Source organism: Streptomyces sp. SAJ15 (genome assembly GCF_007595705.1).
In the GTDB taxonomy this organism is placed as follows: domain Bacteria; phylum Actinomycetota; class Actinomycetes; order Streptomycetales; family Streptomycetaceae; genus Streptomyces.
This window is the reverse complement of the sequence record NZ_NISY01000004.1, coordinates 284,035-305,923: the sequence shown is the minus strand read 5'-3', so window position 1 is coordinate 305,923 and position 21,889 is coordinate 284,035. Positions and strand designations below refer to the sequence as shown.

14 protein-coding genes and 1 tRNA gene are annotated in these 21,889 nt (G+C 71.2%); 7 read left to right on the top strand and 8 right to left on the bottom strand.

Annotated elements, in window-relative coordinates; genetic code table 11:
• Positions 1 to 336 precede the first annotated feature (336 nt).
• Positions 337 to 1,950, bottom strand: coding sequence for a dynamin family protein (locus CD790_RS13965; protein ID WP_144383779.1), 1,614 nt, complete (start codon positions 1,948 to 1,950; stop codon positions 337 to 339).
• A gap of 390 nt (positions 1,951 to 2,340) precedes the next feature.
• Here CD790_RS13965 and CD790_RS13960 point away from each other — a divergent pair.
• Positions 2,341 to 2,413: transfer RNA gene (locus CD790_RS13960), tRNA-Arg, on the top strand.
• Between the two features lie 317 nt (positions 2,414 to 2,730).
• The gene (locus CD790_RS13955; protein WP_144383529.1) at positions 2,731 to 4,791 is read left to right on the top strand and encodes a TerD family protein; all 2,061 of its coding nucleotides are present in this window, start codon (positions 2,731 to 2,733) and stop codon (positions 4,789 to 4,791) included.
• Between the two features lie 155 nt (positions 4,792 to 4,946).
• Here the strand turns inward: CD790_RS13955 and CD790_RS13950 are convergent, their stop codons facing one another.
• Complete coding sequence (locus CD790_RS13950; RefSeq protein WP_260867564.1) at positions 4,947 to 5,996, bottom strand: sulfotransferase; 1,050 nt, start codon at positions 5,994 to 5,996, stop codon at positions 4,947 to 4,949.
• Positions 5,997 to 6,694: 698 nt separating this feature from the next.
• On the opposite strand from CD790_RS13950, the gene CD790_RS13945 reads away from it, so the two are divergent.
• Complete coding sequence (locus CD790_RS13945; RefSeq protein ID WP_186319011.1) at positions 6,695 to 9,592, top strand: LuxR family transcriptional regulator; 2,898 nt, start codon at positions 6,695 to 6,697, stop codon at positions 9,590 to 9,592.
• A 102-nt stretch (positions 9,593 to 9,694) separates the two neighbouring features.
• A complete protein-coding gene (locus tag CD790_RS13940; protein WP_144383526.1) occupies positions 9,695 to 11,356 on the top strand; it encodes an NAD(P)/FAD-dependent oxidoreductase in 1,662 nt (553 codons plus the stop codon).
• Positions 11,357 to 11,447: 91 nt separating this feature from the next.
• Here the strand turns inward: CD790_RS13940 and CD790_RS13935 are convergent, their stop codons facing one another.
• Both CD790_RS13935 and CD790_RS13930 read right to left on the bottom strand, forming a co-directional pair.
• Positions 11,448 to 12,860: a class I adenylate-forming enzyme family protein gene (locus CD790_RS13935; protein WP_144383525.1), complete on the bottom strand. Its 1,413-nt coding sequence runs from the start codon at positions 12,858 to 12,860 to the stop codon at positions 11,448 to 11,450.
• A 63-nt stretch (positions 12,861 to 12,923) separates the two neighbouring features.
• Positions 12,924 to 13,586: a thioesterase II family protein gene (locus tag CD790_RS13930; protein ID WP_260867563.1), complete on the bottom strand. Its 663-nt coding sequence runs from the start codon at positions 13,584 to 13,586 to the stop codon at positions 12,924 to 12,926.
• A gap of 548 nt (positions 13,587 to 14,134) precedes the next feature.
• On the opposite strand from CD790_RS13930, the gene CD790_RS13925 reads away from it, so the two are divergent.
• From CD790_RS13925 to CD790_RS13915, 3 genes are all read left to right on the top strand, one after another.
• Entirely contained in the window at positions 14,135 to 15,160 is a 1,026-nt protein-coding gene (locus CD790_RS13925) for an ABC transporter ATP-binding protein (protein ID WP_222108245.1), read from the top strand.
• On the top strand, positions 15,157 to 16,557 hold the full coding sequence (locus CD790_RS35740) for an ABC transporter permease (protein WP_260867562.1): 1,401 nt from the start codon (positions 15,157 to 15,159) through the stop codon (positions 16,555 to 16,557). The genes CD790_RS13925 and CD790_RS35740 overlap by 4 nt, the downstream gene beginning before the upstream one ends.
• 103 nt (positions 16,558 to 16,660) lie before the next feature.
• Positions 16,661 to 17,620 carry an ACP S-malonyltransferase gene (locus CD790_RS13915; RefSeq protein WP_144383523.1) on the top strand — a complete coding sequence of 320 codons (960 nt, stop codon included), beginning with the start codon at positions 16,661 to 16,663 and terminating at the stop codon, positions 17,618 to 17,620.
• A gap of 160 nt (positions 17,621 to 17,780) precedes the next feature.
• Here the strand turns inward: CD790_RS13915 and CD790_RS13910 are convergent, their stop codons facing one another.
• The 4 genes from CD790_RS13910 to CD790_RS13895 form a co-directional block, all read right to left on the bottom strand.
• A complete protein-coding gene (locus CD790_RS13910) occupies positions 17,781 to 18,590 on the bottom strand; it encodes a hypothetical protein (protein WP_144383522.1) in 810 nt (269 codons plus the stop codon).
• A gap of 10 nt (positions 18,591 to 18,600) precedes the next feature.
• Positions 18,601 to 20,940: a DUF6571 family protein gene (locus CD790_RS13905; protein ID WP_144383521.1), complete on the bottom strand. Its 2,340-nt coding sequence runs from the start codon at positions 20,938 to 20,940 to the stop codon at positions 18,601 to 18,603.
• Positions 20,940 to 21,395, bottom strand: coding sequence for a hypothetical protein (locus tag CD790_RS13900; RefSeq protein ID WP_144383520.1), 456 nt, complete (start codon positions 21,393 to 21,395; stop codon positions 20,940 to 20,942). Before CD790_RS13900 ends, CD790_RS13905 begins: the two co-directional genes overlap by 1 nt.
• Before the next feature lie 161 nt (positions 21,396 to 21,556).
• A complete protein-coding gene (locus CD790_RS13895; RefSeq protein ID WP_144383519.1) occupies positions 21,557 to 21,889 on the bottom strand; it encodes a 4a-hydroxytetrahydrobiopterin dehydratase in 333 nt (110 codons plus the stop codon).

Here is a 21,889-nt window from a genome sequence, read left to right as displayed (position 1 = left end):
CGGCTCCGGCCTCACGTACACCGCCTACCCCAGGGGTGGCCTCTGCCCCAGAGGCAACGTCGGCCCTGAAATCGGCTCCAGCCTCATAACTCACTTCAGCCTCAGGGGCACCATCGGCCTCACGGCCACCCCCCGGCTCACGGCCACCCTCGGGCCCAAGCCGGGCCCGCCCATCGGGTTCCGTGGCGTACCGCGCGCCGCGCGGGGCACGCGGGGTCCCGTGGTCCGGCTCGCGCCCGGCGTCCCGGTGCCCGGTAGGGCCGGAGTGGGAACTGGCGGCGGTCTGGGGGGCCTGTCCGGCGTCGTCCGGTCCGGCGGCGGTCGCGGTCACCGCGGTCACCTCTCCTTCTGTAGTACGGACAGCGCGGCGATGAGGCGGACCTGGTGTTCGGGGCTGACGTCGAGGGCGTCGAGCGGGGCCAGCCGCCGGTCCCGCTCGGCGTCCAGGGCCTGGCCGAGGCAGGTACCGAGGAGCTGCCGGCCGTCGTCGCAGAGGCGCACCGCGGCGTGGGCGCCGAGGCGTTCGGCGAGCGTCTCGCCGGCGGTGCGGGCGCGGCGGCCGCCGAGCAGCGCCACGGCCAGCAGTGCGGCGGTGGCGTCCGGGTCCGGAGCTGCGCCGCGTTCGGCTCGCGCCTGCCGTACCTCGACCTCGACCTGTTGCTCCAGGCAGCGGCGCCAGTGGCGGGCGGCCACGTCGATACGGGCGGCGGCGCCGTGCGGGTCACGCGGGGCGAGCCCGGCACGTGCGGCGGGGTCGCGACCGCCGGCAGCGGCGACCTGTTCGTCCGCGGCGGCGGCCGCGCTGCGCAGCAGGGTGGCGAGGGAGTCGGCGAGGGCGGTGAGCAGTTCGTCGGGGGTGCTGTCCTCGGGATAGCCGTGCCAGTGGGTGAGTGCGCCGCCGGCCAGCGCGGCGCCGGCGGCGATATCGCGGCGCACCCGTTCGGCGGCCGCCCCGTAGGCGTCCTCGACGCTCTGGATGAGACGCACCGCGGCGGCGTGCTGCGCCGCGGCCGCGCCGGCCAGCGCGGGCATCCGGGAGCGGAGCGAGGCGAGCACTCCGGAGGCGGTGCGGTGGGCCGCGTTGCCGCGGGCGACCGGGTCCTGGGCGCACTGGGTGAGCCAGCCGCGCAGCGCGGCGACGGCGGTGGCGGGCAACAGTCCGCTTCCGCTGGCGGACTCGGGCAGCTCGGGGATGGTGAAGCGGGGCACGTCGCCGAGCCCGGCCGCGCTGAGCAGCGCCGCGTAGCGCCGGGAGACTTCGGCGGCGACCTGGTGCGGCACCCGATCGAGGACGGTGACCAGCGTGGCGTCGTACTCCTTGGCGGTACGCAGCAGGTGCCAGGGCACCGCGTCGGCGTAGCGTGTGGCGGTGGTGACCAGCACCCAGATGTCGGCGGCGCAGACCAACTCGGCGGCGAGCTCGCGGTTGCGGGTGACCAGGGAGTCGATGTCGGGGGCGTCGAGCAGCGCGAGCCCGCGGGGGAGGGCGTCGTCGGTCTCGATGCGCAGCGGCGGCGGCCCGCCCTCGTCCACCCCCCCGACCTCCTCCGGGTACGCCCCCAGTCCGGTGTCGCCCTGCGCGGGCACCCAGACCCGGGTGAGCTGCGGCAGCACCCGTTGTCCGGCGAACCAGTGGTGATCGTCCGGGTGGCAGACCAGCACCGGCATGCGGGTGGTGGGGCGGAGCACCCCGGCCTCGGTGACCCGCCGCCCGACCAGCGAGTTCACCAGGGTGGACTTCCCCGCTCCGGTGGACCCGCCGACCACCGCCAGAAGGGGCGCTTCGGGGGCGCGCAACCGGGGCACGAGGTAGTCGTCAAGCTGAGCGAGAAGCTCGGCCCGGTTACGGCGGGCGCGCGCCGCGCCCGGAAGGGGAAGCGGGAAACGTGCGGCGTCCACGCGGTCACGCAGAGCGGACAGCGTGTCGAGCAGTCGGGGCCGTACGTCCAAGGTCGCCACGTGCGCAGAATGCACAATTTTGGTGACATTTTGAAGCGTATGGCCGTCCACACGCAGCGATCAGACCCACCCGGATCACCCCAGATAGGACAGATGACAGGGGTGATAGCTGGGGCTCAGGCATAACGAGTACACAACACCCGCGACGCAAGGCGTGAAAAACGATGCAGAATTCGCACCTGCCTGCGATTATCAGGACCGCTTCACTGAACCTCCACAACGTGCCACGGAGGTGAAGCAACCGGGACGAGGTGCACGGAGCCCTATCCTTGTCCCCGGCAAGGTCACGGATCCGCCAAAGCCCGGCTACCCGGCACCACGGCCCGCATGGCGGACCCGCAGGCAACCCGGGGGCTTCAGCTGTCCGCGACCCACCATCTGGCCCCCGTAGCTCAGTGGATAGAGCAGGCGCCTTCTAAGCGCTTGGCCGCAGGTTCGAGTCCTGCCGGGGGCGCCTCCCCAGTCCGGCCCTCCCTCGCGGAGGGCCTTTTTTGCAGGTCAGAGCCACCGTAGCGGGGGCGGCGTAGCGGCGACGTAAGGGCTGGGCGGCGGACGCGGGCTGGCGGCGACATCGCCCGGGGCCCGATCGGACCCCGGGTCTCGACCGGACCCCCGGCTCTCGATCGGACCTCTGGTCCCGGCCGGACCCCCCGCTCATCCCTCTCCGCCCCTCCGTCCCTCTCCATTGCCTGATGAGGTCATGAGGTCCCAGGCGGGACATATCGGCATTCCGGTTGAAGGTGGGACGAGCGGCAGATCATCCTTGCCGTCATGACTCTCTCCTCCGCCGCCCACGCCGTGCCCGACCTGCGCGACTACGCCTTCGACTGGGCACTGGTGGATGTGGAGACCTCCGGGCTGACCCCTCGTCAACACCGGGTGCTGTCGATCGCGGTGGTGACGATCGGGCCGGACGGCGAGCAGACCGGCGAGTTCTCGACGTTGCTCAACCCCGGCTGCGACCCCGGGCCGGTGCATGTGCACGGTCTGACCGCCGAGCGGCTGCGGGGGGCGCCGACCTTCGAGCAGGTCGTGGGGCGCGTCGGGGCGTTGCTTGAGGGCCGGGTCATGGTGGCGCACAACGCGCAGTTCGACTACGACTTCCTGGCGCACGAGTTCGCCCGGGCGGGGAGCCATCTCCCGGTCGCGCGGCGGCTGTGCACGCTGGCGCTGAACCGACGGGTCGATCCACCGACCTCCGACATGCGCCTGGGGACGCTGGCCGCGCACTACGGCGTACCGCAGACCCAGGCGCATGACGCGCTCGACGACACCCGGGTGCTGGCCGGGATCCTCCGCGCCTCCCTGCGGGAGGCGGCGCGGCTCGATCTGGCGCTGCCCCTCGTCGCCTGCCCGCCTCGGCAGGACCCGCGGTTCGCCCCGAAGCCGCCCAAGACTCCGTGCGCGTTCCGGAACCCGGGGCGGTGGGCCCCTGGCGGCCCGCTCGTCCAGGGCATGAAGATCTCCATCACCGGGGACACGGCGACATCCCGTGCGGAGCTGGTGACGCGGTCCGTCGCCGCCGGGCTGAACGTGATGGGTTCGGTCAGCCGGCACACCAGCGCCCTGGTCACCAACGACTCCGGCTCCGGGTCGGCGAAGGCGCGGCGCGCGGCCGCCGAAGGCGTGCCGATCATCGACGAACCCACCTTTCTCACGCTCTTGGGTGAGGTACGCCCGGGGACACCGCACGAGAGGCCCTCGGCCGCCACCCCACCCCACACCCCTCACTCCGAACCGCCCGCCGCCCCACCCGCAACGCCGCCGATGCCCGCCCCGCCCACGGCGGCGACGCCCGCAGCTCCCGCGACGGTGCCGCCGACGGCACCCGGCGAGCCCGCCCCGCCCACGCCTGCCGCACCCGTTCCGGCCGCCCGCCGGCCGGTGCCCCCTGTCGACGGCAGGCCGCTGGCCGGGCGCCGGGTCCTCGTCCTGGGCGGGGTGCACCGGGACGCCGCGGCGGCTCGCGCCCGCGTGGTGGAGCTCGGCGGATCCGCGGCCGTGAACCTGTCCGCGAGCGTCACCGACGTCGTGCTCCTCCCCGGCGGCGAGACGGATCGACGCATGCGCCGCATCGCCGCCCTGGAGCTGCCGACGCACGACGCCCCCTGGCTTGACGCGCCCACCGCGGCACTCACGCCCCGGGCGGGCGAGTGGGGCGCGGCCCCGCAGGTCCTGCCGCGCGGTGGCGTGACGGACCTCCCCGGCAGCGGCCTCCCCTCCGCCGACGCCTCCGCCGCAGGCGCCTCCGCCGCAGGCGCTGCCGGCACTGCTGCCCCCGGCTCCGGCGCGTCCGCCGCCGACGCTGCCGGCACTGGTGCCCCCTCCGCCAACGCCCCCGTCACCGGCGCGACGGGCCGGTGGGACGTCACCGCCTCCTGGGCCCAGCAGACGCACTGCGAGATCGACCTGGTCGCCTTCGCCGTGGACGAGGACGGACAGGTCTCCTGCGACGAGGACTTCGTCTTCTACGGCGCCCCGGAGAGCCCGAACGGCGCGGTGCGGCTGCTCGGCGACGGCCCGACCGAGCAGACCGTCGCCGTCGACCTGGCCGCCCTGCCCCCGGCGACGCGCAAGGTGGTGGTCGCCGCCGCCATCGACGGGGCCGCCTCCTTCGGCGACGTCGGCGCCGTCCAGATCACCACGGCCCCGGGGGTCGGTGCGGCGGCGCTGACCCAGGCCACCCTGGACGCCGCCACCACCGAGCGCACCATGCTCCTGGCCGAGATCTACCGACGCGGACCCGTCTGGCGGTTCCGCGCCGTCGGTCAGGGTTACGACCACGGCCTCGACGACCTCGCCCGGGGCTACGGAGTCGACATCGCCGACTGAATGACTGAGCGACTGAGCGACCGTCACTGCCACGCCCACCGCGAAACGCCTTATGCGACATACGGCCGCCCCGATGTCATGACTCGGTGACGGCCGTACGTATTTCGCTACAGCTCTCTCGGCCGCGGCGCCAGGGGCGAAGCGGACGAAGGGGGTTACAGTCCCCGACCCGCCAGGGCCTCCGTCCCCTCCGCGCAGGCCACGCGGAGCGCCTCCAACTCCTCCGGGGGCAGCTTGAGCGCGGACCCGCGGCGGCCGTCGCCGTCGAGGAGGGCGGACGCGGAGTCCAGCCAGTCGGCATGCGCCTCGACGCCGATGAACTCGGCCAGCCGGGTCAGCTCCTTGCGCGGTTCCGTCAGGAGGTGCTCGTAGGAGAGCGAGGTGCGAATGTCGGCCGGGAGCTCTCCCAGGTTGCGCACGCCGTCGACGATCCAGCGGGACCACATGTCGCCGAAGACGGCGAGCGGGATGGGCCGGTCCAGAATGAGGGCGGGGTCGTAAGCGCCGGTCAACAGCGGGGCCAGGTCCGGCGGAAGCTGGGCGGCGTGCTCCGGGGTCAGCTGGTGCGGGGACTCCAGGCCGCAGCGCTGGGCCATCTCCCACAGCATCGGGAGCATCCGGAAGGCGATGTGCCGGCTCATGGACAGCGCGCAGTCGGGGCCGTCGCGGTGCAGATGCACGAAGCGCGCCTGCGGGAAGAGGGCGCGTAGCTGCGCCACCTTGCCCAGGGAGAGCCCGGACCGCTCGACGACGGCGCCCGTGGTGCCGAACCGCTCCCCCAGGGTGGCGAACAGCGCCTGCCACTGAAGCGACACGGGGCGCGTGGGCCACGAGCTGACCTCGGGCTCCAACGCGTCCAGCAGCCCGTCGGGGTCGTCGGTCAGATGCGGAAGGACCATCATGCTGATCGCGGGGATGCCGGTGGTCTCGGCGGAGTAGCGCCACTCCGGGTGGCGGTTGTAGAGGAACTCCGACGGCGGGGCGCCGTTGCGGATCATGCTGTCGCTGGCCGGGTTCGGCCGGGACAGGTAACCCCAGAACTCCGCCCCGCTCAGCGGAGCTTCGGCCAGCACCGCCGGGTCGGTGACGCTGGCGAAGAGCTCGTTGAGGCTGAGCACGTCGGGGTGGAGGTTCACCACCGCGGACAGCGCCGTCGAGCCACAGCGTCCGGTACCGACGACAAAGGTCAACTTCTCGGTGCGCAAGCCGACTTCCTCCCGTTTGTTTGTTGCGCCAAAGGGTCGTGACGACTTCCCGCGCGACGATCCATTCGGCAGTCGAACCCCACCGTAATAGGTGCCGCAGGCGCCTTGTGCATGGGGCCAGTCAAAGTCAGTCATAGATCAGTCATTGACGCGTTCGGGCCACCTTCCGTTCCGCGGCCACATGGTTGACCCCGTAATGAACCTCAAGGTCGGCAAACCGGTCGGATTTTGCCCAACCTTTCCGATCAGGCGGAACTGTGGGGGATTTGAGAATGCTTGAGGTAGTCAAGGAATCAACCACCTACTGACCTGGGCCGCACCGCTGTGACCAGCGCGTGGCCACCCAGCGCGCGCCCCGGCGCGCGCTCCGGTGGTCACAACGGCGTTACTTTGACGTTCCTGGACACTGCTACAGTCGCACTTGCCCCTCGGGACAACAGGTTTGAACATCACGACCTGTCATGTGTCCTGCTGTTGGCGGCCGGACGCTCTTGACCTGGAGCGTCATGCCACCGCATACCACAGTTCAAGAACGGAAGGAGTCGGGGGTAGGCCCGACGGCGCGGGGGAATTCTCTTGCGGGGGAGCGTGACGCATTCTTCGGACTCGGGTTTCGGTGACCGAATGGAATGCGTCAATGCACACCGGCGTTTTCGCCACCCCCGGAAAGTCTTTATCGGGGGAAGGAGTTCACACAGGTGTTGGTGGAGCGCGACGAGGAGATAGCTCGGCTCACCCAGCTCTTTGCCGGGGGGCCTGACGAAGCGGGTGGGGGACTCGGCGTCATCAGCGGCGCCGTCGCCTCGGGCAAGACCGAGCTGCTCAACAAGGTGTCAGACATCGCTGTCGCACGGGGCGTCCGGCTGCTGAGCGCCGTCGCCTGTGCCTCGGAGCAGGAGTTCCCGTACGCGGTGCTGGAGCAGCTGCTGCGCGGGGTGCCTCCACGACTGCTCGGCCCCGACCTCGACGGCGCCGCGCTCGGCGAGCCGGGCCAGGCCCCGCTCGGCGTGCTCCAGGGCTTCCACCGCGCCCTCACCCAACTGGCCGCGGCCGGCCCGCTGCTGATCGCCATCGACGATGTGCAGTTCGCCGACCCGCAGTCGCTCCAGTGCCTGGCGTACGCCGTCCGCCGCTGCCGCGGCGTCGCGCTGACCACTCTGGTCACCCATCGCCCGCGGAGCGGCCCCACCGCCTCCACCGCGCTGTACGAGCTGCTCCAGCAGCGCCCGGTCTGCCAGGTCCGGCTGGGTCCGCTCAGCGTCGCGGGCGTCGGCCGGCTGCTGACCGAGGAGCTCGGCGTCGCGGAGGCGCGCCGGCACGCCGCCGCCTTCCACGCCGGCACCGGCGGCAACCCGCTGCTGCTGCGCGGCCTGCTGGAGGACCACCTGTCCCGGCGCGCGCACGGGCGCGGGCGGTCCGCCGAGAACGACGAAGATGACGTGAACGACGCGGCCACCGTGAACGACGCGGCCGACGCCGGCGGCGGCCCGCCGATCGGCGAGCTCTTCCGTCAGGCGACGTTGTCCTGCCTGCACCGCTGGGGCGGTGCCGAGGAGCTGCGGATCGCGCACGGCGTCGCGCTGCTGGGCGACGCCGCCTCCCCGCAGCTGCTGAGCAGGCTGATCGGGGTCGAGGAGCGCGCCGTACGGCAGTCCGTGGCCACCCTCGGCGAGCTGGGCATCCTCCAGGGCACCGGATTCCGGCACCCGCAGGTCCGGTCCGTGCTGCTGGACGACCTGCCGTGCGAGGAGCTCGGCCGACTGCACCGCAGGGCGGCGCAGTTGCTGCACGAGGAGGACGCCGACCCCACCGAGGTGGCTCAGCAGCTGCTCAGCCACGAGGCGGCGGCGCCGAACGAGGAGTGGGTGCCGCAGGTGCTGCGGGAGGCGGCCCGGCTGGCGCTCGCCGAGGACCGCACCGAGTTCGCCGTCCGCTGCCTGCAACTGGCCAAGCGCTGCTGCACCGACGAGCAGGAGTCGCTCATCATCCAGGCGACCCTGGCCGACGTCCTGTGGCGGGTCAAGCCGCTGACCCAGGTGCGGCGCCTCCAGTCGCTCGCGGCGCCGGCCCGCGAGGGGCTGCTGCCCCCTCGGCACACCCTGCGGGTCGCCGTCGGGCTGATGCGCATCGGCTCGCTGGACGACGCGGCGGCCGCCATCGGTCAGGTCAGCGAGACCCTGGGGGACACCCCCGGCTCGGAGCTGGACGCGGAACTGCGCGTCATCGGCCTCGCGCTGTCCTGCACCTACCCCGGCGCGCCCGAGCTGCGCCGGTTCCAGGAGGTGTGGGGCACCGCGGAGAGCGAGGGGCAGCCCCTGGACCTGGGGCTGGACGTGCCAGGCCGGGGCCCGGCGCTCAGCGCCGCGGAGGCCCCCGGGATCGCCGCCCTGACCGCGCTGCGGGGGGTGCTGAAGGACGGCGCCGACGCGACGGCCGTGCAGGCCGCCGAGCGCGTGCTGGAGAGCACCCGGCTGGGCGAGCGGACGGCGTACGCGCTGCGCGCCGCGCTGCGCACCCTGATCTACGCGGACCGGCTGACCGCCGCCGCCACCTGGTGCGACCGGGTGCTGGCCGAGGCCGCGCGCTGCTCCACCCAGGCGTGGCTGGCCGGCTTCAGCGCCATCCGCGGCCAGATCGCGCTGCGCGGGGGGCGGCTCAACGACGCGGTGCGGTACGCGGAGGGCGCCCTGGAGCAGCTGCCGGCGCGCGGCTGGGGCGTGGTCGTCGGCATGCCGCTGGCGGTGCTGATCCACGCGCACACCGCCATGGGCCGGCACGACGCGGCCGGTGAGCTGCTGGCCCGCCCGGTGCCCGAGGCGCTGTTCCAGACCCGGTTCGGCCTGCACTATCTGCACGCCCGCGGCATGCACCAGCTGGCGACCGGGCGCCACCACGCGGCCCTCACCGACCTGCGCGCCTGCGGGGAGAAGATGACCGGCTGGGGCCTGGACTCGCCCTCCGTGGTGCCCTGGCGGTTGGGCATGGCCGAGACCTGGCTGGCCCTGGGCAACCGGGACAAGGCCGCCCGGCTGGCCCAGGAGCAGCTGGACCTGGCGCACCCCTCGCTGTCCCGCACCCGCGGTTCGGCGCTGCGCGTGCTGGCCGCGACCCGTCCGGTCACCGAGCAGCCCGCGCTGCTCAAGGAGGCGCTGGACCTGCTGCAGAGCGGCGACAGCTGGTACGGGATGGCGCGCACGATGGCGCAGCTCGCCGAGGCGTACAAGCAGCTCGGGGAGTCGGACAAGAGCCGGCTGATGACCCGCCGGGCCTGGCGGCTGGCGGACGGCTGCGGCGCCGAGGAGCTCTCCCGCTCGCTCCAGCGCACCCCCGGTCGTACGGCCACGGCGGACGGCGCGGGCGCGGCGGCCGGACCGGCGGGCGAGCCGGTGGCCGGCTTCTCCAGCCTCTCCGACGCGGAGCGCCGGGTCGCCGCGCTGGCCGCGTCCGGGTACACCAACCGGGAGATCGCGGCGAAGCTGTTCATCACCATCAGTACGGTGGAGCAGCATCTGACCCGGGTCTACCGGAAGATCAACATCACCCATCGGCAGGACCTCCCGGCCAGCCTCGGGTGCGATGTCGCTCACACCGCATGACCCCTTCACGGCGCGTCAGCAAGGGTGAATAGGGGTTGTTGCCCCAACCAGCCGGTAAATAGCGTGAGATCGTCTTCGGCGCGCCCCCGAGAGGTTTCTCCTATGACGTCAGCCACCGCGGCTTCGACGACAATGCTCGTGCCGGACTTTCCGTTCTCCTACGACAATTGGCTGCGCCATCCGGCCGGCCTCGGCGCCCTGCCGCCCGGCGCGGCGGGCACCGATGTCGCGGTGGTCGGCGGCGGAATGGCCGGATTGACGGCAGCGTACGAACTCATGCGGCTGGGTCTGCGCCCGGTGCTGTACGAGGCCGAGCAACTCGGCGGGCGGATGCGTTCGGTTCCCTTTCCCGGGAATCCGGAATACGTGGCGGAGATGGGGGCCATGCGGTTCCCCGTCTCCGCGCGCTCGTTGTTCCACTACATCGAGCTGCTGGGACTGCGCACCCGCCCCTTTCCCAACCCGCTGGCGCCGGCCACGCCGAGCACCCTGATCGACCTGAACGGCAGCCGCCACCGGGCGCGCACCACCGCCGAGCTGCCGGGGGTCTACCAGGAGGTCGCCGACGCCTGGGAGAAGGCCCTCCAGGAGCGCGCCGAGCTCTCCACGATGCGGGACGCCATCCAGCGGCGGGACGTGGAGACGCTGAAGGCGATCTGGAACCGACTGGTCCGGGACTTCGACGACCAGTCCTTCTACGGCTTCCTGGCCACCTCCGGCACCTTCCAGTCCTTCCGCCACCGGGAGATCTTCGGACAGGTCGGCTTCGGCACCGGCGGCTGGGACACCGACTTCCCCAACTCGATGCTGGAGATCCTGCGCGTCGTCTTCACCGAGGCGGACGACAACCACCGGCTCATCGACGGTGGAGCGCAGCAGGTGCCGCGCGGGCTGTGGGAGCACCGGCCGGAGCGGCCGGCGCACTGGCCGGCGGGCACCTCGCTGGCCTCGCTGCACCCCGACGGCCGGCCGCTGCCGGCGGTCACCCGGCTGCGGCGCACCACCGAGGGCATATCCGTCACGGACGAGAGCGGCCGCACCCGCGACTTTCCGGCGGTCGTCTTCAGTCCGCACGTGTGGGCGCTGCTCAACCGCGTCGACTGCGATCCCGCGCTGCTGCCCGCCGAGCACTGGACGGCGGTGGAGCGCACCCACTACATGGGCGCGTCCAAGCTGTTCGTGCTGGTCGACCGGCCTTTCTGGCGGGACCGCGACCCGGCCACCGGCGAGGACGTGATGAGCATGACGCTCACCGACCGCATGCCACGCGGGGTCTACCTCTTCGACGACGGTCCGGACCGGCCGGGCGTGATGTGCCTGTCGTACACCTGGAACGACGACTCGCTGAAGGTGGCCACGCTCTCCGCCGAGGAGCGGCTGGAGGTGCTGCTGACCCGGCTGGCGGAGATCTACCCGGACGTCGACATCCGCTCCCATGTGATCGCCGAGCCGCTGACCGTCACCTGGGAGACCGAGCCGCGCTTCATGGGCGCGTTCAAGTCCAACCTGCCCGGCCAGTACCGCTACCAGCGGCGGCTGTTCACCCAGTTCATGCAGGAGGAGATGGAGCCGGCCCAGCGCGGCTTCTTCCTCTGCGGCGACGACGTCTCCTGGACGGCGGGCTTCGCCGAGGGTGCCGTGACCACGGCTCTCAACGCGGTGTGGGGCGTGCTGAAGCACCTGGGCGGGGTGACCCATCCCGACAACCCGGGCCCCGGCGACCTCTTCCACGAGCTGGCGCCCGTGGAGCTTCCGTACGGCTGACGCACCTGGCGCCCACGACGAAGGAGCCGGTGGCGGATGATCCGCCACCGGCTCCGGCCGTCTCCGGGCCCGGGTTCGCGACCCGGCTTTGCTACGAAGACTCCTGAGCCAGCTTCTCCAGCTGCTTCTTGTCCGGCTTGCCGTTGCGGTTGAGCGGGAACGACTCCAGCACGACGACCCGGTTGGGCTGCTCGTAGGCGGGCAGCACCTCGCACAGTCGGTCGCGCCAGTGCTGCGTCTCCCGCAGCTCCTCGTCCTCGACGAAGAAGACCAGCTGCGTGCCGCGCCGCTCGTCCGGCAGCGGGACGATCCGGGCGGATATGTGAGCGACGGCGGCCTTACGCTCGATCAGCTCCGGGTAGAGCGTGTAGCCCATGCGGTCCACGGCGAACTTGCGGCCCAGGACGAAGAGGTTGTCGTCCTCGTCCAGGTAGCCGAGGTCGCCGGTGGGCTGCCAGCCGGACGGGAAGGGGTCGATGCCGCCGTCCTCGGCGAGGTGGCCCTCCAGCGCGTCCGGGGTGTCGACCTCGATCTCACCGGCCTCGCCGGCGGCCACCGGCACGCCGTCCTCGTCCACGACGCGCAGCTTGATGCCCTCCATGGCGCGGCCGCAGGAGACCGGGTTGTCCAGGGTGGCGAAGGCGATGTTGCCGAGCTCGGTGGAGCCGTAGCTGTCCAGCAGCGACAGCCTGAACTCGTCGACATAGCGGTCGGAGAGCGCCCCGTCCAGTGGCGCGGCGCCGGAGCAGAACATCCGCACCCGCGCCAGGTGGGCGCGGAGCGCGGGCTTGCGGGTGACCAGGTTGAGGATGGAGCGGTAGCTGGCGGGGGTGGCGTCGATGACGGTGGCCCCGGTCCGCCCGGCCATCTGCACCGCGCGGTCGAGCCGCTTGTACGGGGCGATGACCAGCGAGCACCGGCGTATCCAGGCGATGAGCACCATGGACAGCCCGTACTGGTGGGCGAAGGGGAGCAGCGGGAGCAGCACGTCGTCCTCGACGTGCCCCACCTGGTCCGCGTTGCGCTCCAGGTTCTTCAGGAACTTGCGGCCCGACTTGACGGCGCCCTTGGGCTGCCCGGTGGAGCCGGAGGTCCACATGATCAGGCCGTCGGGTCGGTCGCCCCACGCCTCGAAGTCCAGCCGCTGCCCGGGGGCGAGCGGGCGGCCGGCGGCGGGGGCGATCAGCTCGTAGAGGTTGACGGCGGGGGTGTCGTCGTCGATCGGGGCGTCGTCGTCGACGAGGGCCACCTTGGTGCCGGTGCGCAGCGCGATGCGCCGGGTCTCGTCGACGTGCTCCTGCTGGTCGACCAGCACGATGGAGGCGCCCACGTGCATCAGCGCGAACAGCACGCTCACGTAGGCGGCGGAGTTGCCGGCCTTGAGGATGACGCGGTCGCCTTCGACCACCCCGTGCTCACGGATCACATCGGCGACACGCAGTGCGTCCTGCTCGAAATCTGCGAGGGTCTGCACCGAGTCGACTGCAAAGATCTTCGCGGTCATCGGTCGTACTCTTTCCTCTTCTTCTGTGTGGAGTACGGGCAGCCGCGGGACCCTTGCCGGCCCCTAGGCGCCCTTGTCGTCGGCGCCGATTTCCCACTCGGCATCGAGGGTTGACTGGGAGAGCAGCTGGTCGTGCACCAGATTGACGACCTCTCTCCGGCTCGAATCGAGGTAGCCGCGGGCCCCGGGGAACACCTCCAGGTCGAACCGTCCGCGGGTACACCGCCGCCAGGCCCGTACGCCCTGCAGCGGGGTCCTGGGGTCGCGCTCGCCGGCGAGCGCGACGATGCGGCAGCCCAGCACCGGCGGACCCAGCGGCGTGCCCCGTCGGTCGGGGTCCCGCTGGGGGCTGCTGCCGGAGACGAACAGGGTGAGCACCGCCGAGTCGGACTCCCGCTCCAGGCGTTCGGCCACCCGGTAGGCCAGGGCCGCGCTGGCCCGGTGGCCGAAGAGCGCCACGGGGCGGTCGGTCCACTCTCCCAGCGCCTCGTGGATCCGGTCCGCCAACTCCGGGGAGTCGGCGAGTTGTTCCTCCTGGTCGGCGGCGATGTCGGGCGGGTACTGCACCACGAGCACCTCCACGGTGGGGAGCAGCAGCTCCGAGAGGGAGAGGTAGTACGCGGTGGAGTCCGTGGACTCGGGGAAGCAGATCAGCCGGAAGCTACTGGGCGTCTCCGGTTGCAGAATGCGTATGAGGCCGACATCTTCGGGCTTGACCTGGCTCAACGAGTACGTCCCTGGTGCCGGTTGACCACGGAGGCGCTCGTGGCGCCGGTCGTCCCGGTGGTCGATGTCGTCATGAGTGGTTCTGCACCTTGCCGTGGTCGCCGCGATGCCTCGACGCGTTGCCCGCCCTCTCCCCCGTCACCGCCCCCGATCGGGGCCGCCCGGTAAAGAGCTATTCGAAGCGCTCACGCCGCGAGGCTATGAGCCCTTATCCATGCGCCACAACCCCTAGTAACCGCTATGTGAGTACACGGTTACACCGGATATTGCGGGGGTATGCCTTGGCTATCGCAGGGGTGCCAGAGGCGTAAAATGCTGGTTTCGTCGCCCATACCCGGCACTCCCCTAAAGCCCCCTAGCCGCGCCGGGCGCCCCCTAAACGTCCAGGCCACCCCTGCCGGCGAGTTGACGGTGCGTGTTAGAACATGGCAAGCACGTTTTCCGTAATCCCATATATCGGCGCGCGACAGCGCAGCAGGTCGCCTTTGGTCTGGTCCTGGCACAACACCGCGCTGCCGTCTCGTGTTCCGTCTGATACGCAGGCATCGATGGATACAACACGCCCCATGGATTTCGCCGTCATTGTCGACGGCCTCAGAAAGCACTACCCGGGCCGTCCCGCACCCGCTGTGGACGACCTGAGTTTCACCGTCAACCACGGCGAGGTCTTCGGTTTTCTCGGCCCCAACGGCGCCGGCAAGACCACCACCATCGGCATTCTCACCACGCGGGTCGCACCGACCGGTGGTCGGGCGTTCGTGCAGGGCGTCGATGTGGTGGCCAAGCCGGCCGTGGCCCGCCAGTCCTTCGCCGTCGTCCCGCAGCGCAACAACCTCGACCGCTCGCTGACGATCCGCCAGAACCTCACGTTCCACGCGGGTTACCACGGTCTGTCGCGTGTGGAGCGCAACAAGCTGGCCGACGAGAGCCTGGAGTGGGTGGGTCTGGCCGACCACGCCAACGCCCGGGCGGACCAGGTCTCCGGCGGTCAGGCGCAGCGGGTGATGATCGCCCGTGCGCTGATGCACCGCCCCCGGGTGCTGTTCCTGGACGAGCCCGCCACCGGCCTCGACCCGCAGTCGCAGATCTTCGTGCACGAGCGGGTCGCCGAGCTCAAGACGCGCGGTGTCACGGTGGTCATCACCACCCACAACATGGACGAGGCGGCCAAGCTGTGTGACCGGGTCGGCATCGTCGACCACGGCAAGCTGCTGGCCCTCGACACCCCGCAGGCCCTGATCGACACCCTCAGCAACACCGCGCTGACGGTGACGGTGCAGCCGCCGGCCCACGGGCTCGACTACGCGCTGTCGCTGGTGCGCGACATCTACGGCGTGGAGCGGGTCGAGACCTTCCAGCAGGACGACGACGATCTCGTGGACAGCCTGCTGGGCGGGGCCGGGTTGGACAGCAGCGTACGGCTGAAGATCTACAGCGACGCGCCCTCCTCGACCATCCTGCCGGCGTCCATCAAGGCGCTGACGGACGCCGGCTGCGAGATCAAGGACCTGAGCGTCAGCCAGGCGACGTTGGAGGACGTCTTCGTCGAGCTGACCGGAAGAGAGCTGCGATGACCACTTCCGCTCCCCCGTCCACGCCCGCCGGGGACGGAGCCGCAAAGAAGCCCGCCGGGGGTGCCGAGCCCCGCGGCGAGGGGGCCGCCAAGCCCGCGATATCCGCCGAGGGCGGGGCACCGGGCCAGGGTGCCGCGTCCGCCGGGGCGGGTTCGCCCGGCCGGGGCGGCGCGTCCGGCGGCGGCAAGCCGACCGGTGGCAAGCCCGGCGGGGGCAAGTCCGCCGAGGGCAAGCCGACCGGTGGCGCACCCGCCGGTGGCGCGGCCGGCAGGGGTCCCGGGACCAAGGCCGGCGACGCCGGTCCCGCCGCCGGGAAGGGCAAGCCGGCCGGGGACGGGAAGGGCGGCGCCTCGGGCAACTCCGACACCGCCGTCGTCCCGGTGATCACCAACGTCACCTCGCCCGCCCTGCCTCCCGGCCATGTCTTCGCCACGCCGAGCGACACCGGTACCGACACCGGGGCCGGCGCCCAGGCCAAGGGCGGCGCCGGGGTGAAGGGCGCGGCCGCCGAGGGTGGTGCCCAGGGCGGTGGCGTGGCCGTCGCCGAGGCCGTCGCCGCCCCCGCGGCCGCCGTCAAGCCGGCCCGGTCCGCGGGCAAGGGCGGCCGGCACCGGCGCCGCGCGGGTCGCTGGCGCACGTTCTTCTTCATCCTGTGGCGGGACATCTTCGTCACCGGTCGGGAGCTCGCGCCCTTCCTGGGCCAGGTGCTGGTCGAGCCGTTCTTCATCCTCTTCGTCTTCGGCAAGGTGCTGGGACAGCTCGGCTACACGGCGCCCGGCTTCGAGCAGGTGCTGCTGCCCGGCGTCGTCGCGCTGAACAGCTTCCTGGTGGCGCTGCAGAACACCGCGCTGCCGCTGGCCATCGACTTCTCCTGGACCAAGGAGATCGAGGACCGACTGCTGGCGCCGATCCCGTTCGCGCTGGTGGCGATCGAGAAGGTGGTCTTCGGTGCGATCCGCGGTCTGATCGGCTCGCTGATCATGATCCCGATCGGTCTGGCCCTGCTGGACAACGTGAGCTGGCCGCTGCACACCCTCCCCGAGACGCTGGGCATCCTGACCCTCGGCGGGCTGGTCGGCGGCTGTGTGGGGCTGACGCTGGGCACCCTGGCGCCCGCCCGCCACATCAGCATCGTGTTCGCCATGACGCTGACCCCGATCATGTTCACCGGCGCCACCCAGTTCCCGTGGCAGAGCCTGTCGGACATCCGCTGGTTCCAGATCCTGTGCGCCTTCAACCCGCTGACGTACGTCAGCGAGGCGATGCGCGGGCTGCTGCTGCCGCCCGAGGGGCCGGACTCGATCCCGCTGTGGATCTGTGTCTCCGCCATCGGCGCCGCGTGCCTGCTCTACGGGTTCATCGGCATCAAGGGATTCAACAAGCGGGCGCAGGACTGACCCTGAGCCAACCGAGCGCGACATCCGAGGGGCCTGCCGGCGCGGGCCCCTCGGCCGCGTTTTTCCAACCCCCGAGAGTCCACGACGTGAGGACACACCGACCATGACGGCAACCGAGTCGACCGCCGCCGCACAGCCCAAGACCGCCATCGTCTTCCCCGGCATGGGACCGTCCAGCTTCGCCGAGGTGGGCAAGTTCCTGATGCTCGACCCCTTCGCCCGCAAGCGGCTGGCCGAGGCCGACGAGGCGCTGGGCTACTCCGTCTTCGACCGCCTCCGCGACTCCGAGGACGACTACTCCGAGGCCACCCAGATCGCCTTCCTGGTCAACTCGATGGCCTCGGCCGACCGGGCCGTGGAGGAGCTGGGCCTCGTCCCCGAGATCTGCGTGGGCCCCAGCTTCGGCCAGAAGGCGGCCACCGCCTTCGTCGGCTCGCTGCCCTTCCCCGAGCTGGTCCGGCTCACCGCCGAGATGGCCCGCTACGAGATCCAGTACTTCACCGAGGAGTACCAGGACGCGGTCACCCACACCTTCTTCCGCACCCCCCGGGAGAAGCTCGCCGAGATCCTCGCCGAGTTCGACGAGCGCGGCGAGTGGTACGACTACTCCGGCTACCTCGACGAGGGCTTCTGCATGATCTCCCTGCGGGAGAAGGAGCTGGAGGGGCTCAAGCACCGGGTCAGCCAGATCGGCGGCTACTCGATGTACACCATGGTGCCGGCCGTGCACGCGCCCGCCTTCAAGGAGCTGCGCCGCCGCGTCGAGGAGGACGTCCTGCCGAAGTACGAGCTGGCGGACCCGAAGCTGCCGGTCGTCACCGACCAGGACGGCACGATCATCCGCACCGCCGACGCGCTGCGCACCATGCTCCTGGACACGTTCGATCTGCCGATCGACTGGCCGAAGGTGGTCGCCTCCCTCAAGGCGGAGCAGGTCGCCAAGGTCTGCATCGCCGGCCCGGACAACCTCTTCCACCGGCTGGACACCACGAAGTCCAACTTCGAGGTCGTCACGGTGGGCCCCGGCAAGCGCGCCCGCGACCGCGCGCCCCGCAAGCGCTGACCCCGCGGGGCGCGCGGCGAGGGGTACGCCCTCCCGCGGGGCCGCCCTCCCGCGGGGCCGGGCTCCGGGCGGCCCTGGCCCCGGGAGGCCCTGGCCCCGGGAGGCCCTGGCCCCGGGAGGCCCTGGCCCCGCATCCACGAGCAGGTGCGGGGCCAGGGCCCTAAGCGCTCTGCGGGAAGTGTCGTGACGGGCCGTCGTTCGCCTGCGGGCCCGTTGTGGCTGGTCGCGCCCACGCGGCGGAGCCGCACATGTCACAGCCCCGCGCCCCTTCAGGGCGCTGCCGAACCGCAGCCGAATTCGCCAGATCCGCTGAGCGGCCCTTCTCCGGCTTTCGGTACGCGGAGCGGTCGGACGGCTCGGGGAGCTGCTTCGGAATGCCGGCCTGCTTCGGACAGCCCAGCTCCTCGGCCATCACCCGGGTCGCCGAGTGGAGGATGGTCATGAGCAGCCGGCCCCGCTCCGGCCCGCCCGACACCTCGTAGGCGTGGTCCTTGGGCCACAGATGCAGGGTGCCCAGCGCGATGGGCGGAGCGCCCTCGCCGAGGCCCCCGTCGCAGCGGAAGGCGATGAGCGCGTCGCTCTCACTCGCCTTCCCGTACAGGCCCACGCGGTAGTACGTCTCGTACGGCTTCAGCCTCTCCGGCCAGTCGATCTCGGAGCCCGGGTGGGCGAACTCGATGTCGAAGACGGGTGAGCCTTCGGCGTCCCGCGCCTCACGCACGCGGCACACCGACGAGCGGCGCGTCTCCCCGAAGGAGACGCCCTGCCGCAGGTTCGCCACCGCGCCCTCGAAGGAGGGGCCCTTCACATCCCGGAACTCCTCCACCCGGCTCAGGCGGTCGAGCGCCTGAGCCGCCGCCGCGTCGAGCGAGGAGGCGCACACCTTCGCCGCCGGCACGCCGTCCGCCTTCTTCTCCTCCGCCGTGCACGAGGTCAGGGCCAGCGCCGCGCCCAGCCACAGCGCGAGCACGGCCGGCCGGTCACGGCGTGTACGGGCCGCGTCCCCGGTACAGGTCGGTCGCCGTCCCCGTACCGAGGTACGCCTGCTTGATGCGATCAGAGAGCGTGCCCTTCGCGTCCACGGCATCGACACCCGCCCCGTACTCCTTCTCGTACTTCGGGAACTCGTACTGCTCCGCCGTCTTCCCCAGCGTCGTCACACCGTTCTCGAAGAGCTCGCTGGAAGCGGCGGGCTCGGGGAGCCGCGGGCCGCTGAAGACGACGTCGTTGTGGAAGAGCTTGGCGAACTCCGTGGCCCCGCCCATGACCACGGGGATGGCCAGCCCCCAGGGGCCGGACTTGCCCACGATGTTGACGATCCCCTGCGCGACGGCGGGGGCGCCGGCGCTCATGCCCACCCGCGTCCAGTCCGTGGAGTTCTTGTACGCGGCCTCCGCCGCCGCCTTGTCGTGCTGGTACGTCGCGTCGATCTGCGCGGCGAGGGAGTGGTCGAGGATGCCGCGCACCTCGGCCTCGGTGAGGAGCGCCCGGCGCGAGTGGGCGTAGTTCTCCACCCCTTCGGCGGACGGGTTCTGCGCGAACCGGTCGAGGGTGTAGAGGTGCTCGGCCTGGTTCATGATGCCGTGCGATTCGGGGTTCTGGCCCAGGACGCTGAGGAAGTCGACGGCTCCCTTGCTGCCGAAGTCGGCACGGCCCTTGTACCCGGCGGGGAACGCGTCGTTCTCCAGGGAGTCGCCCACGCCCGAGACGGCGTAGTTGATGTCGTCCACATAGGAGCCGCCCATCACGCCGAGGCTGGTGGCCATCGAGGGCTGCTCGTGGAGGAGCCGGGGGCCGTTCTCGCCGCCGTAGACGGCGACGACCTGCTCCATCACATCGGCGGTCCCGGCCGTCCGCCGGTCGCCGCCGTGGTTGAAGATCTCCGGGTCCTTACCCCTGAGCTCTTCGGCGTCCCAGGCGTAGCCCGTGGTCGCCGCCGTGAGGGCGTGGCCGAGCGCCTCGTGCCCCGGCATCCTGCGGGGCTCGCCCGAGGTGTTCCCGTCGAAGATCCAGTTGCGTTCCTGGGCGAGGTAGGCGAGGTGGGAGTTGATCTCGGACTTCTGGTCCACCACCCCGTTGACGCCGCCGGGCTGCTTGAAGAACTCGGTGGAGGCGGCCGGGTTGTGCCCCAGCCCCTCAAGGAAGCCGATCACCGGGTCGTGGCCCTGGTCGAGCCAGCCGTCCTTCTTGGCTCCGTGCAGGTTGAGCATGTCGACATCGGCGTTGTTCGACCAGTAGGGCAAGCCGTCCCGGGTGTTGTTCTTCTTGTCCCAGGCCAGGAGCCGGTCGCCGTAGGTGTTCAGGAACTTCGCGTCGTACGTGCCGAAGCGCATGAGGTTGCTCATGACCTGGTAGCCGTACGGGTGGGTGTTCCCGCCGCTCTCCAGGCGCTCCGGCCCCATGCGGAGGATCTCGTCCTTCCACGCCTTCATGTCGGGGCTGTCGGAGTGGGTGGCGGTCGCCAGCGTGGTCCCCAGGCTGACCTGGAGGTTCTCCGCCGCCGGCCACCACACCTTCTCGTCGATGTCCGTGTCGGGGAAGTTCAGGTTGCGCGGATGGGTCGCGTTGTACCAGAGCTGAAGCGTCTTCTCCGGCCCCAGCCCGGTGGCGAACCCCTCGGCGAACAGCGGGTCCTTGCTGTGCCGGGACATGAGCTCCGACAGCTGCTTCAGCTGGTCGGAGCTCATCTTGCCGTTCTCGATGCCACCGAGCGAGACGGCCTGCTTCAGGTCCTTCTCGGCTTCCCGGCGGGCCTCGCCCAGGCTGTCGTACGCCTTCTCGTTGAACCCGCGCGACTCGCCGTTGACGTCGGCCGTCAGAGCCTGGACCAACGCGCTGTCCGCCTGGGCGGCCTGCTCGATCGCCTTGCGGGTGCGGTCGCGGTAGTGCTCGAAGGTGTCCTCGTAGGACTTGGTCAGCGCGCTCCGGCTCGGCTCCTCATCGGCGCTGAGCTGGAGGTAGACCGATCCGTCGGTCTTGTTGAGCCTGAGGTGCTTGTGCCCCTCCAGCTCGGTCTCGATGGCCTCCAGCGCCTTCTTGGCGGCGGTGAACTGGGTGAGTCCCTCGCTCATCACGTTGTAGACGTGCAGGGACTCCGACACGGCCGCGGACACCTGCTTCTGGATCCACTCGAACTTCTCCATGGCGCCGTCGCGGGCCTCACCCTCCCAGTCGGAGGTGTCCAGCCCCTTGGTGACCAGGTTGTAGAAGTCGATCTGGATCTGCTGGAACTTGTTCGGCGCGTTCTTCCACTGTGTGACCGCTTCGCTGAGTGGCGTGAGGTTGGCGTTGCGGACGTCGGTGTAGGTCAGTCCGCTCATCAGGGCGTGCCCCCGCCCTGCCCGTTGGAGTTCTGCTTCCCGCCCCCGAAGGACTGCCGCCGCTTCTCCTCCTCCAGACGGAAGGCTTCCGCCGCGTCGCGCAGGGCCTGGACGGTTCCGGTGAACTTCTCCTGCACGTAGGACATCTGGTCCCGCCAGCGCTCCTGGAAGGCGGTGAGCGCCTCATCGGCGGCGAACCCGGTCAGGGTGCCGGGCACCTCCCCCGTCTCCCGCATCACGTCGTCGTCGGCCTTGAGGAAGCTCCCCCGCACCTCGTCGGCCTTCCCCGCCCGCGTGTCCAGAAGCGACGAGGTGACGTTGAGCCTCGCCTGCCCCCCGGGCCCGCTGCCGCCGCCGCTGGCGCCGGCCTGGTTGAGCCGCATGTGAGACGGGGGCGTCGGCTGCCCCGGCGCCTGGAACAGCGCCCACTTCTCCTCGTACGTCGCGTTGCCCACGTTTCCCCCGTGTTGTCCTCGGCGACATGATCCCGCGGTTGCGGAATCTAGATGTCGACAAGAAACGTGGCGTGGCCTTGACATGACCGGGGGTTGAAGGGTGGATCTTGTTGGCTACCCGGACCGGGACGCCTTGCGGTGGATCCGGTTCCGGCGTCAGATCATCCGGGCAGCCGTCCGTCGACAGGTGTAGCGTCATGGGCCTGCGCCACCGCATCAATGCGCTTGGCCAAGTCGAAGTCCGCGTCGGTGAGCCTGAATCCGGCATCGTGCGTGGTGATCGTGAACCGGATGTGATCCCAGCGCAGGTCGATGTCCGCATGGTGGCTGATCAGCCGCTCGACGTCGGCCACGTGCACGATCATCGCCACTCCGCCGTGATACCGGATGCCGAAGGTGCGAGTGATCTCGTCTCCGCGCCGCTCCCACCCCGGCACCTCCCGCAGGCGCTCGCCGATCTCGTCATCGGTCAGCGGTACCGGTGATTGCGACAT